Raw genomic sequence first — 13,447 nt, 5'->3', positions numbered from 1 at the left:
CCTCGATTATTTCTCAGATGGTTGATCTGCGGTGATATATTCCACCACTTCTAAATTAAAGCCTGAAAGGGCATTGAAACGTAATGGAGAGCTGAGAAGATTCATTTTCTCAACACCTAAATCACGTAAAATTTGTGCACCAACACCAATGGTTTGGTATTGCTGTGAAAGTGCCGAATTTGATTTTACATTCTTTGGTGCTTTTAAGGTATCTAAAGCTGGACCTAAATCTTGTAAATGGCGTTGACCAATCCACACTAAAACACCGCGATCACTATCTGCAATAGTTTTAAGTGCTTTATCTAAATTCCAAGCAGGTTCACCATCTTGCTTATTGAGTTTAAGCAAATCACGTGCAGGATTAAATCCATGTACACGAACTGTGGTTACACCACTAGAAGGTTCGCCTTTAACTAACGCTAAATGAATATCTGGATTACCAATTTCACGGTAACGGAAAAGTTCAAATGTGCCGTATTCTGTATCTAGTGTTTGTTGGTCAATACGTTCAACAGTTTGCTCATTGGTCATTCTATAGTGAATGAGATCAGCAATTGTACCAATTTTTAGACCGTGTTTTTCTGCAAAAATTTCAAGATCTGGACGACGCGCCATCGTACCATCTTCTTTAATAATTTCACAAATAACAGATGCTGGTTCAAGACCTGCAAGACGGGCTAAATCACAACCCGCTTCGGTATGACCTGCACGGTGTAAAACACCACCTGGTTGAGCCATAAGCGGGAAGATATGACCAGGTTGTACAATATCTTGTGGTTTAGCGTGTGCTGCAACAGCTGTTTGAATGGTATGAGCACGTTCTGCTGCTGAAATACCCGTAGTAATTCCTTCAGCCGCTTCAATTGAAAGTGTGAAGTTTGTACCATGTTGAGCACCGTTTGCATCAACCATTAATGGGAGAGCAAGTTGCTGACAACGATCACGGCTCAAGGTTAGACACACTAAACCACGAGCGTGCGTAATCATAAAGTTAATATCTTCAGGTCGCACATGCGTGGCAGCGATAACAAGATCACCTTCATTTTCACGATCTTCATCATCCATTAAGATGACCATTTTTCCTGCACGGATATCAGCTACAAGCTCTTCAACAGTATTGAGCGGCATTGACCTTCACCTTTTTGATGTCTATATCAGACAGTTTAATTGCATTAATTGACATAGTTTAACGCGTTTTGAACGTATTTGCCTATGACTATTGACTTTCCCTATGAAGACATTGTTATACACAGTCTAAGAAGCGTTGAATAGCTAAGGAGAATAAATAAAATGATTTTTTGAGTGTTTATTAAACATTTGTACAGAAGAATAATGTATAAAAATATAATCAAATTAAAATAGGCAAAATACTTAAATTAAAAGAATTTTTATACATTTTAGTCGATTAAAAATAATATCTTTATTAATGGATTTAGAGTCGTTATTATGGTTTCTAATTATGTGAATAATACTCATTGAATAGGTTGTTTTTAACTCGAAAATGAAAAAAAATGCCAACTCTGTTTCACTAAGAAAGCTACCACGTTTAAAGCCTCGTGGTGGATTAGCAGTCATGTATTCTTCAATACGGGCACTATTATTACGTGAGTTACAAACGCGATTCGGAAAATACCGTTTAGGATATTTTTGGGTGTTTTTAGAGCCATTGTTGACAATTGGTATATTAATTTTAATTTTTGGAACAATTCGAGATCGAGTTTCACCTGGTATTGATTTTGTAGTTTTTTTGGTGAATGGCATTATTCCATTTTATATGTTTCGTACAGGCGTTACGCAAGCCATGAGTGCAGTGCAGTCAAATAAAGGTTTATTTAGTTATAAACCTGTGAAGCCTGTAGATGCTGTGATAGCACGAAACTTTTTAGAACTTATACTTAAATTCATTGCTTATATTGGTTTTAGCATCGCTCTAATTTGGTTCGGTTTTCATATTAGTTTTGAAGCTATTCCACAGCTTTTAATGTATTGGGCATTATTATTTCTATTTATGTTTGCCTGTAGTCTTGTGTTTATGGTCATTGCTGACTTTTCACAAGAAATCCAAAAAGTTTTAAACGTTTTATTTTTCCTTTTATATTTACTTTCAGGAATTATTTATTCTATACAAATTATACCGATGCCCTATAGAGAATATTTACTTTGGAATCCATTAATTCATATTTTTGAAAATATGCGTCACGCAGTTTCTCCTACCTATGCTTTAGTTCAGGGAATTAGTTTGAGTTATTTTATAGAGTGGCTCGTAGGTACACTATTTCTTGGTTTATTGCTATATAAACGTTTTGAAAAACGAATGGTGAGATCAAAATGATAGAATTAAAAGGTCTAACCAAGTCTTATGTGACGCCTAAAGGACGTCATTATGTATTTAAAAATTTAAATGCTGTTTTACCCGAAAATAAAAGTGTGGCTTTGCTTGGTAAAAATGGAGCAGGGAAAAGCACCTTATTACGCATTATTGGTGGTATTGATTATGCCGATGCAGGACAAGTCATTACCAATAAATCTATTTCTTGGCCAGTTGCATTATCTGGTGGTTTTCAAGGCAGTTTAAGTGCACGCCAAAACTGTCGCTTTGTTGCTCGTTTATATGTGAGTACCGAAGAAGAAGTAGAATATGTGGTGAACTTCGTTGAAGAGTTTGCTGAAATTGGAAAATATTTTGATATGCCTGTCAAAAGTTATTCAAGTGGTATGAAAAGTCGTATTGGCTTTGGCTTAAGTATGGCATTTAATTTTGATTATTATTTGCTAGATGAAGCTGGTGCTGTTGGTGATGCATCATTTCGAAATAAAAGTCAAAAATTACTGAATGAGTTAAAAGAAAGTTCAAATATCATCATGGTTTCACATAATTTAAAAGATTTAACAACAAATTGTGATGTGGCTTTTTTAGTACGTGATGGAAAAGCAGAATATTTCGATGATATACAAAATGCGATAGAGGTATATAAAGCATATGCAAACTAAATTTAAAAAGTCACTTTGGATTGCATATATCTGCTGTGTCTTAATTCCACTTTTGATAATTATTGTTTATTTATTTTCATTTGCAAAAGATCGTTATCAGTCTTCTTCACTGGTATTGGTTAAGCAGGTTGCAGATACACAAGTGTCTGATTCATCTGGGTTAGGGGCATTATTTGGTGTGTCAAGTACAAGCCGAGAAGATTCACAAATTTTAAAAGAATATATTGCTTCTCGTGATATGGTTGTAAAACTGAATGAAAAGTTAAACTTAAGAAAAGAGTTTTCTTCAGTTCAAGACCCTGTTTTTGCTTTACCAGAAGATGCATCTATTGAAGACTTAGTAGAATATTATAATAAAATGGTTAAGGTTGAATTAGATGAGCAAAGTATGATGCTCAAAATTAATGATCAAGCTTTTTCACCTGAATTTTCATTAAAATTAAATAAAGAAATTTTAAAAGAAAGCGATGCTTTTATTAATGAAGTTTCAAAAAATATTGCAGAAGAGCAACAGCGTTTTGCAGAAAAACAATTTAAAGATGCAAGTAGTCAATTAGAACAAGCTCGCCAGGCTGTTTTAACTTATCAAAATGAAAATGAAATTTTTGATCCTGAATTACAAGCTCAGGCAGTTGCAACTTTAATTTCAAGCTTACAGGCAAATTTAGCACAGTTAAAAACTGAAGAACGTACATTACTGAGCTACTTAACACCAGATGCACCACAAGTGGTCGCTGTACGCAGTCAAATTCAATCTGTACAAGAGCAAATTGCGAGTGAAAGTGCAAAGTTAACATCACCAAGTAATGCGAAATTAAATAAAAATGTTGCTGACTTTGAAGCATTAAAAGCACAGGTTGGTTTTGCTACAGATTTATATAAAATTTCTTTAGCTTCACTTGAAAAAGCGCGTTTAGAAGCGTCGCGTAAATTGAAAAAATTAGTGATTATTGCAGAGCCAATGCTTGCTCAAGATGCTCAATATCCTCGTAAATTTTATATTAGTTTTACATCATTTATTGTGTTGAATATTCTTTTTGGAATTGGGATGTTAATCCGTTCTATTGTTCGTGAGCACAAGGAATAAGTCTATGAAAAAAATTGCGTTATTATCAGTTTTATCCTTGGCATGTACTACGGCAACGTATGCAGTAGATCAGAGTTTACTTCCAGCTGAATTGTCAAGTATTGGTGGAAATATTAATACCTCATCATCTGAAAATACAATTTTAAATAATGAGTCAATTATTGATCTTTCACCTAGTAATTCAATGAAATATCAAACAGATAATACAATGTTTGGTTCACAGTTATTTAAGGGTGCATTTGCCTCGACAGCAGGTTCTACTTTTAATAATAGTTATGTCGTTAATCCTGGAGATAGTATTAATTTACGTCTTTGGGGGGCATATCAATTTGCTGGAACACAAAAAGTTGATCCACAAGGAAATATTTTCATTCCGAACGTTGGTCCTGTCAGAGTTGAAGGTATAAGCAACGGAAATTTACAGTCTGTAATTGAATCGCATGTACGCCGTATTTATGCATCAAACGTAGGAGTTTATGCAGCACTTGAGCAAGCACAACCTGTAAAAGTATTAGTAACAGGATTTGTAAACCAGCCAGGGAACTATGGTGGCGTAGCAAATGATAGCGCGATTGCTTATTTAGATCGTGCAGGTGGTGTAGATCCTGAACGTGGTAGTTACATTAATATTAAAGTGATGCGTAATGGGCAAACTGTACAACATATCGATTTATATGACTTTTTATTGAATGGACATTTACGCCCATTTTCATTTAGAGATGGTGATGTAATTGTTGTAGGACAGCGCACACATACCTTTAATGTAACGGGTGAAGTTTATAACCAAAATGATTTTGAATTTGATAGTCCAACGATTTCACTAGCTCAAGCATTGTCATTTGCCAAACTTAAACCAGGTGCGACCAATGTAAGTATTCAACGCCGTCAAGGTTCTGAATACCGTAGTGAATATTATGATGTGAAACAAGCAGGGCACGTACCTGTAGAAGATGGTGATATTGTAACTGTAACAGCAGACCGTTATGCAGGAACTATTCAGGTTCGTGTAGAAGGTGCGCATAATGGTGCACATGCTGTAGTTTTACCTTATGGTTCAAAGCTTTCAGATGTTTTAGCACAGTTAAATCCAAATCAATTAGCGGAAATGGATTCTTTGCAGTTGTATAGACCTTCTGTCGCAACACGCCAAAAAGAAATGCTCAATGTTTCTTTAGATAAGTTAGAAGATGCAACATTTAATGCACGTTCAAGCACCCAAGAAGAAGCAAATTTACGTTCTAAAGATGCTGAGTTAGTCAAACAATTTATTGCGAAGGCACGAAAAATTCAGCCAAGTGGTCAAGTGGTTCTAGATCCTAGTACATATCATGATGTAATTTTAGAACAAGGTGATGTTTTAAAGATTCCTGAAAAAACTTCTGTAGTGATGGTTCATGGTGAGGTTTCATTTCCGAATGGTGTGGAATACAAAAAGAATCAAACGGCTATGGATTACATAGATCAGGTTGGTGGTTTCAGCCAGAAATCGAATAAATCTAAAGTCATTGTCATGAGTCAAAATGGTAAAACAGAATTAGTGTCTAAAAATACTAAAATTAAACAAGGTGATGAAATTTTAGTATTACCGAAAGTTCAAACCAAATCGATTGAGGTAACGCGAGGAATCACGCAAGTGCTTTATCATTTAGCTGTTATGGCGAAAGTGGCTCTAGACTTATAAGTATAAATAATACACAGCATATCTTTCACGTTATTCTATAAATAAGCCCTTTTTATTTTTAAAGAGGGCTTATTTATATATTTAAAATATATATGATTATGATTTTTTAATATATATTTCCAGCATTTTGAAAAATGCATTTTGCGCGTTATTTGTGGGGTATAAATAAAAAATAGCATAAATTTTTAAAAATTATATTTTTTGTGAACAAAAAAAGTCAATATTGTCTATCTATTACGGGTTGTCGTTATATTATTGATTTATCTTGTAAATCATATATTTGTTTTTGTGGGTGTAATTTTTTTTGATGCTGCTTATTGTTTTGTGAAAAATATTGTACTCCAAATGAAATATGAAAATGCTAATTTTTTGAATACTTAAAGAAAAAATTAAAATTTGAATAATAAAATTTTATGTAAGAAAATATTTAAATAAAATATGTGAAATTGTGATAAATATCTTGTAAGTTAATTATAATGTGTACTATATGGTGCGATTGTAAAAATTGCAATTAAGTATAATAAAAACAAAGCTTTTAAATATACTTTAATGTGAAAGATATTAGTATTAATATAGTATACTAGTCAAAAATAATCTTATGCTTTTAATATAATTGTTTATGTTTTTTACCTTAATTGTACAGACTAAATGCAAGTGATGATTAAAAGCTTAAAGGAATGGGTATAAATATGTTTAAAGTATTACTAGTTTTTGGAACTCGACCTGAAGCCATAAAAATGGCGCCTTTAGTACACGCTTTGCAAAATGATAATTTAATTGAGGCAAAAGTCTGTATAACTGCACAGCATCGTCAAATGCTTGATTCAGTACTTTCGCTATTTACAATTAATGCTGATTATGACTTAAATGTTATGAAGCCAAATCAGAGTCTTACTGAATTAACAGCAAAAATGCAATTGGGATTGTCTGAAGTTTATCAAGACTTTCAGCCTAATTTAGTTTTAGTACATGGTGATACAAGCACAACATTAAGTGCATCATTAGCAGCATTTTATCAAAAAATTGATATTGGACATGTAGAAGCTGGTTTGCGTACATATAATTTATATTCTCCTTGGCCAGAAGAGGCGAATAGACAATTAACAGGAACTTTAGCAAAGTTTCATTTTGCACCAACAACAACAGCGGCAGCTTCCTTAAAGCAAGAGAAAAAACCGAGTGACTGTATTTATGTAACAGGAAATACGGTTATTGATGCTTTACTATTTATTAAAAACAAATTAGATACGCATGCTTCTTTGCATTTAGAAATGCAGGAAAAATTTAAACAATTAGATTTAACAAAAAAATGGGTATTGATTACCGGACATCGTCGTGAAAACTTTGGTGAAGGTTTTGAAAATATATGCAAGGCATTAAAAAAATTAGCTTTGAAATATCCTGAAATCGAGTTTATTTATCCTGTACATATGAACCCAAATGTTTCTGGTCCTGTATATAAATATTTAGATGGTATTTCAAATATTAAATTAATTGAGCCACAAGAATATTTACCTTTTATTTGGCTAATGCAGCATAGCTACCTAATTTTAACAGACTCTGGTGGTATTCAGGAAGAAGCACCTTCTTTAGGTATTCCTGTATTAGTAATGAGAGATACGACAGAGCGACCAGAAGCAGTTCAAGCTGGAACTGTAAAATTAATTGGAGCTCTTGAAGATTCTATTGTGAAGCATGTTTCAGAGCTTTTAAATAATGAAGTATTACATAAAGCGATGAGTCAAGCGCATAACCCTTATGGTGATGGGAAAGCGTGTCAACGTATTGTGAATGCAATTAAAGCTGCATATGGTTTAGAGCAAATGCAGGAAGAACAAGTGCAAAAAGTATTTGCCTAAAGGTAAATACTTTTTATTCCGAAGTTTTAAAGCTTATTTTTTGTTAGTGTTAGATAAAAGTAAATTATTATGTCATCTATTAAGAAAGTGTCTGTGAGTGGTTTGGGGTATATTGGGTTACCAACAGCAACAATGTTTGCATATGCTGGGGCTCAAGTGGTTGGTTTAGACGTAAACCAATATGCAATTGATACAATTAATCAAGGTAAAATTCATATTGTAGAGCCTGGTCTAGAGGAAATTGTTAAACAAGTTGTCTCGACTGGGCATTTAAAAGCGTCTTTAATACCAGAATCTGCAGATGCATTTTTAATTGCAGTACCTACACCATTTAAAGGTGAAGACCATACACCAGATCTTTCTTATATAGAGGCAGCAGCAAAAACAATTGCACCTGTATTGGAAAAAGGGAATATTGTGATTTTGGAGTCGACCTCTCCAGTAGGTGCTACGGAGCAGATGGTAACGTGGCTTACAGAATTACGCCCTGACTTAACATTTCCTAAAGTTGATACAGACCAAAATATTGATATTCATGTTGCATACTGTCCAGAGCGTGTATTACCTGGTCAAGTGATTCGTGAATTGGTTGAAAATGACCGTACAATTGGGGGGATTACTCCTGAATGTGCTAAAAAAGCTGCGGAAGTATATCGAATTTTTGTAAAAGGTGATTTAGTTGAAACCAATGCCCGTACGGCAGAAATGACTAAGCTGACAGAAAATGCTTTCCGCGATGTTAATATTGCATTTGCAAATGAATTATCTTTAATTAGCGATCGTTTAAATATTAATGTTTGGGAGTTAATTGCTCTAGCTAACCGTCACCCACGTGTGAATATTTTAAGTCCAGGTGCTGGTGTTGGTGGACATTGTATTGCTGTAGACCCATGGTTTATTGTAAATAAAACACCAGATCTTGCACGTATGGTCGCGACAGCACGTGAAGTAAATGATTATAAACCTAAGTGGGTTGTTGAAAAAATTGAGCAAGAAATTGCACAATTAGGAAATTTAGATCGTAAGCCAAAAGTTGCTTTACTTGGTTTAGCATTTAAACCAAATATTGATGATTTAAGAGAAAGCCCAGCAGTGGAAATTGCGCAAATGATGGGTAGAAATTCAAATATTGATTTGCTATTAGTAGAACCAAATATTCATACTTTACCTCAAAAAATTACACAAGGCACTTTATGTTCATTGGCGCAAGCAATAGCTGAGGCTGATGTAGTTGCTATTTTAGTAAATCATAAAGAGTTTGTGAATTTAGATTCAGCAGTTATGAGTTTTGTGGGGTAATAAGATGAAATCTGTGGTTTCACCAAGAAGGCAGAAAAAGGTTGCAGACGCTCAATCTATAGAAATTGCTAGTCATCTTGCTGAAAATATTAAACCATTAGAGCAAGTAATTGCTGCTAATGGTTCTGATATAAAGCAACGATTAGATAATTTATTAGAGATAACTCAAAGTCTTAAATTGGAACTAGATAGTTTGCAGAAAGAGCAAGATATTTTAAAAAAAATGAGTTCTGATTTAAATGAGACTGTAATACAAAATAATGAAAATTATTTTGTTTTTACAAAACGAATTATCAATGATATTTTACATAGTCGTGAAGTTTTTGCGGAATTAATTGAAAGTGAAATTTCACAACCTGTCTTACGATTAGAAGGTTTTGTTAAAAAAAATCAGATATCCTTACAGAGCTTATCAAAAGAGATAGTTGATAATAGGGCTGTAATGGTTGAGGATTTAAAAAAAGACACCCAATATTTATTGCAAAAAATTATACAAGTTATGGAAGATAAAAATACAAATTTATCGACCTCGATATTACAAGTTCTTAATGAAATTACTTTACATAGACGAGAAGTTGCTGGGTTGTTTAAACAAGAACTTACTCAATTTGTAGGGAAATTTGAAGATGGTAAAGAAGAGCGTGATTTAGAACGTACGATTTCTTTCCAAATTGGAAAAACTCTAATTGATAGTAAAAAAAGTTTAGAAAGTTTAGTTAGCTTACCGAATAGAATTTTACAATTAAAGAATGAGGCAAAATTAAGAGCCAAAAAATTAAATAATGTAAGTGTGTCTGATAATAAAGTAATAGATACACCAATCATTACTGTAAATACTAATGGAGAAAATAAATTAATTCAGCCAAAAGTACAGAGCTTAGCTAAGGAAATTAATGTAGAAAAGGACTATCCTTTAATTTCATATGATTTTATAAAAAAACAATGGCCAAAGGCTGTGAGTAAATCAAGATTTTTATCAATTCTTGATGAAATTTCTGAAAATTCTTGGTGTAATGAATTTAAATTATATCCAGTAAATAAGAATAATTATGTGGAGCAAATTCAGAAGTCTACTTCAAATGCTTTATTTATTGAGAGTTGCTGGAAGGGCAATAGTGGTTCTTGGGAGTATGCTTTTACATCTCCTGGTTTACAACATGCAAATGCACAAAAGCTTTTAGATGCGCTTAGTATTGCTAAAAATAGAAACTTACCAATTATCTTCTGGAATAAAGAAGATCCGATGCATTATGAAAAATTTTTACCTATAGCAGAACGCTGCGATATTATTTTTACAACAGATGAAAATAGGGTTCCTGATTATAAGCGAGACCTACCAGGCAAAAAAGTTTTTTCATTAGTTTTTGCAGCTAACCCATTTATTTGTAACCCTATTAATAGAAATCGTTATGAACAAGAAACTATTTGTTTCGCGGGCTCTTATTATTCTGTGGGGCATGATGATCGTAAAGTACAGATGGATCAACTACTTCCAGCATTATTAGAGTTTAATGGTGCTATTTATGACCGCATGTCTAAATTAAATAATGAACGTTATTACTTCCCTGAGCAATATAGACATTTAATTCGGGATGCTGTTGATTTTAAAACCATGTCAGTTTTATATAAACGCTTCAAAATTTTCTTAAATGTTAATACTATTACAGATTCACCAACAATGATGTCACGACGTGTTTACGAGTTATTAGCATGTGGAACACCTGTAATATCTACACCATCATTAGCACTAGAAACACAATTTCCTGGAATTGTTCAAATTGCAAAAAATGCAGAAGAAGCAGTTAATATTGCAAAAGAGCTACTTCAAGATGAATGGAAATATAAACATTTAGCTCATCGTGGTTATCGTGAAGTTATGTTAAAGCACACATATAGTAGTCGTGTTAAGCAAATTTTAGCTTCTATTGATATTGAATATGATGATTCACCTGCAAAAGTATCTATTTTAATGGCTACAATGCGTGAAAATTATATAGATCGTATTTTAGATAATTTAGGTAGACAAAATTATTCTAATTTAGAACTATTTGTGGTTACACAAGGTTTTAGTGTAAATGGTATTAAAAGGCTTAAAGATGGAATTGAAAAAATTTCAAATATTCATAGATTTGAAATCATAGAAATAAATGATAATACAGTAACTTTGGGTGAACGTTTAAATAAAGCTGCTTCCTTTGCTACAGGCGAATATTTAGCAAAAATGGATGATGATGATTTCTATTTTGAAAATTATTTAACTGATATGATTATTCCATTTAGTTATGGTAATTTTGGTTTAGTTGGTAAAAAAGAAATCTTTATTTATCTGGAAGGTTCAAATAAAACAATTATTAGATATAAAGATCAATCTCATCGTGTTACAGATTTTGTATTTGGAGCAACACTTGTTATTAAAAAGCAAGTATTTGATCAAATAGGTGGATTTACTCCTGTGAATCAGGGAGAGGATTCATCTATTCTTGCTAGATTGAAAGAGTTAAAAATCTCTATTTATTCATCAGATGCATTTAATTTTATAGCATTTAGAAGTAAAGAAAGAGAACATCACACTTGGCAAACGGATGATGACTTTTTCTTAAAAAATGCAGAAATTTTTGATGATTTTGATGTAAAAAAAGTAGTAATTTAAATTGAACGTAGAATTTGAGTATATTTAAATTCTTTATAGGAAGTCTAGATGCCTAATACATTACCTAATTTTTCATTTAGGAATAAAGTAAGAGAAGCAATTTACATAAGACGAGATAATGTAAAATCAAAGTTTCATGATTATATTTTTAGTTTAGATATGAAGTCTATAGCTTACCCATTTGTTGAAAACTTAGGTATTAAATGCCCTAAACTTTTTTATAAAAATGAAAAGCTAGAGAATATTCAAATTAATGATATTGATGGTTCATTTGTTCTTAAGCCAGAACAAGCACATAGCTCATTAGGTGTTTATTTATGTCATAATGAACATGGAAATTATCATGAGTTATTAACGAATAGAACGGTTAGTAAGCAACAAATAATTGAAGAAGCTTTTTCAATTATGAAAGAAAAAAAATTTTCAAATAAGTGGATGTTGGAAGAGTTAGTATATCCTGATGATGGAAAACTTTATGCGCTTGATGATTGGAAATTCTATTGTTTTTATGGTGAAGTTGGTTTAATTCTTCAAAAGCACAAAGGGATAGATGGGGAGATAACATATAAGTTATATGATGAGAGTCTTGTAGAGGCTAAGAATACTGGTAAGTATATTGGGAAAATTGACAGTAATTTACCATTAGCTCGAAATGTACGAAAAATGCTAGATGCTGCAAGAAAATTATCATCTAATGTTCCCCTTCCATTTGTAAGAGTCGATTTGTTTAGTTCATCTGAAGGAGTTATTTTTGGTGAGTTTACTCCTTTTCCAGGTGGTTTTTCTATGTTTTGGAAGGCTTGGGATGAAAAATTAGGCAAGATGTGGATGGATGCAGAAGCTCGATTAGATAGAGATATTAAGAATGGATGTTTTCAAGAAAAATATAAAAGTATTGGAAACTAAAATTAATATGAGTTTATTCTAAATTTATACCCTTCTATTTCAGCCCAAAGTACAGCGTATTTTGGGCTTTCTTTTTTGTCTTTTAAAAGCATAAAAAATGTTTGTAATAGCGCTAATTTATCTAGCTCATGATTTATATTAATCATAATATGAAATTTAGAGTTAAAGTAATTTTGATTGATTTGACGGAGTCGATAATAACTTTCTTGCTTATTTTTTTTATGAAAGATATGTAAAAAATAATAAGGTGATAATAGAATTTCCAAGCATGATTTTGCTAGTAATGCTCTAAAGCCAATACTCATTAATGGTGCTAAATAAGGTTCGTCTACTAAAATATCATTTGTATACTCAATTAAACCTTTATATTTAAATAAACGTAGCATAAAGTCAAAATCTTCATAACCATGCCCAATATAGGCTTCATCAAAACCATTTATTGCTTGAACAGAAGCAAGATCTGTTAAAATAATTGAAGAGGGAAAGGCTAAGTGTTGAATTAAATCACGTCTAAAATCATAATAATTTTTTATAAACTCTGTTGTTGGTTTCGTATATATTTTTTTACTTCCCATTTTACTTAAATATAAGCAAGGAAACATTGCTAAAGTATTCGGCTTATTGATTGTATATTTATATGCTTGTTGAATTATTTCTATATCTGGATAAATATCCACATCTAAAAATAAAACATAACGTGTTTGAACTTGATTAAGCGCAATATTACGTAGTTTAGCTAATGAACTTTTTTGGGTACTAACTAAACATAATTTAAAATTATTATAAGGAGTAATTAGTTTTTGAACACAACTGACCCAAAATTTTGGTTCATTATGGCAACCTAAAATAATTTGAATATTTGAGTGTGCAAAAATACGTACATAATTTTTAATGCGTTTATAAATATCCCAACTTCTACGGTTTAAATCAATTGGAATAACAATAGATAAATCTAAATTTGACAAAAGATTACT

10 protein-coding genes are annotated in these 13,447 nt (G+C 32.1%); 8 read left to right on the top strand and 2 right to left on the bottom strand.

The window, feature by feature from the left end; genetic code table 11:
• Positions 1-6: 6 nt before the first annotated feature.
• Positions 7-1,128: a bifunctional 3,4-dihydroxy-2-butanone-4-phosphate synthase/GTP cyclohydrolase II gene (ribBA, locus tag AOY20_RS03635; RefSeq protein WP_054580595.1), complete on the bottom strand. Its 1,122-nt coding sequence runs from the start codon at positions 1,126-1,128 to the stop codon at positions 7-9.
• A gap of 373 nt (positions 1,129-1,501) precedes the next feature.
• Here ribBA and AOY20_RS03630 point away from each other — a divergent pair, with 373 nt between their 5' ends.
• From AOY20_RS03630 to AOY20_RS03595, 8 genes are all read left to right on the top strand, one after another.
• Positions 1,502-2,332: an ABC transporter permease gene (locus AOY20_RS03630; RefSeq protein ID WP_054580594.1), complete on the top strand. Its 831-nt coding sequence runs from the start codon at positions 1,502-1,504 to the stop codon at positions 2,330-2,332.
• Entirely contained in the window at positions 2,329-2,991 is a 663-nt protein-coding gene (locus AOY20_RS03625; protein ID WP_054580593.1) for an ABC transporter ATP-binding protein, read from the top strand. The genes AOY20_RS03630 and AOY20_RS03625 overlap by 4 nt, the downstream gene beginning before the upstream one ends.
• Complete coding sequence (locus AOY20_RS03620; RefSeq protein WP_054580592.1) at positions 2,981-4,078, top strand: KpsE/RkpR family capsule polysaccharide export protein; 1,098 nt, start codon at positions 2,981-2,983, stop codon at positions 4,076-4,078. The genes AOY20_RS03625 and AOY20_RS03620 overlap by 11 nt, the downstream gene beginning before the upstream one ends.
• A 4-nt stretch (positions 4,079-4,082) precedes the next feature.
• Positions 4,083-5,759, top strand: a complete 1,677-nt coding sequence (locus AOY20_RS03615) for a polysaccharide biosynthesis/export family protein (protein ID WP_054580591.1) — start codon at positions 4,083-4,085, stop codon at positions 5,757-5,759.
• Positions 5,760-6,448: 689 nt separating this feature from the next.
• Complete coding sequence (gene wecB / locus AOY20_RS03610) at positions 6,449-7,618, top strand: non-hydrolyzing UDP-N-acetylglucosamine 2-epimerase (RefSeq protein ID WP_081403352.1); 1,170 nt, start codon at positions 6,449-6,451, stop codon at positions 7,616-7,618.
• Between the two features lie 69 nt (positions 7,619-7,687).
• On the top strand, positions 7,688-8,917 hold the full coding sequence (wecC, locus tag AOY20_RS03605; RefSeq protein ID WP_054580590.1) for a UDP-N-acetyl-D-mannosamine dehydrogenase: 1,230 nt from the start codon (positions 7,688-7,690) through the stop codon (positions 8,915-8,917).
• Positions 8,918-8,921: 4 nt separating this feature from the next.
• On the top strand, positions 8,922-11,567 hold the full coding sequence (locus AOY20_RS03600; RefSeq protein WP_054580589.1) for a glycosyltransferase family protein: 2,646 nt from the start codon (positions 8,922-8,924) through the stop codon (positions 11,565-11,567).
• Between the two features lie 48 nt (positions 11,568-11,615).
• A complete protein-coding gene (locus AOY20_RS03595) occupies positions 11,616-12,473 on the top strand; it encodes an ATP-grasp fold amidoligase family protein (RefSeq protein ID WP_054580588.1) in 858 nt (285 codons plus the stop codon).
• Between the two features lie 2 nt (positions 12,474-12,475).
• Here AOY20_RS03595 and AOY20_RS03590 read toward each other — a convergent pair whose 3' ends face one another.
• Complete coding sequence (locus tag AOY20_RS03590; protein ID WP_227510362.1) at positions 12,476-13,438, bottom strand: galactosyltransferase-related protein; 963 nt, start codon at positions 13,436-13,438, stop codon at positions 12,476-12,478.
• Positions 13,439-13,447: the final 9 nt, after the last annotated feature.

Origin of the sequence: Acinetobacter equi (assembly GCF_001307195.1) — a bacterium.
Taxonomy (GTDB): Bacteria; Pseudomonadota; Gammaproteobacteria; order Pseudomonadales; family Moraxellaceae; genus Acinetobacter; species Acinetobacter equi.
This window is presented reverse-complemented; position numbering and strand designations above follow the sequence as displayed.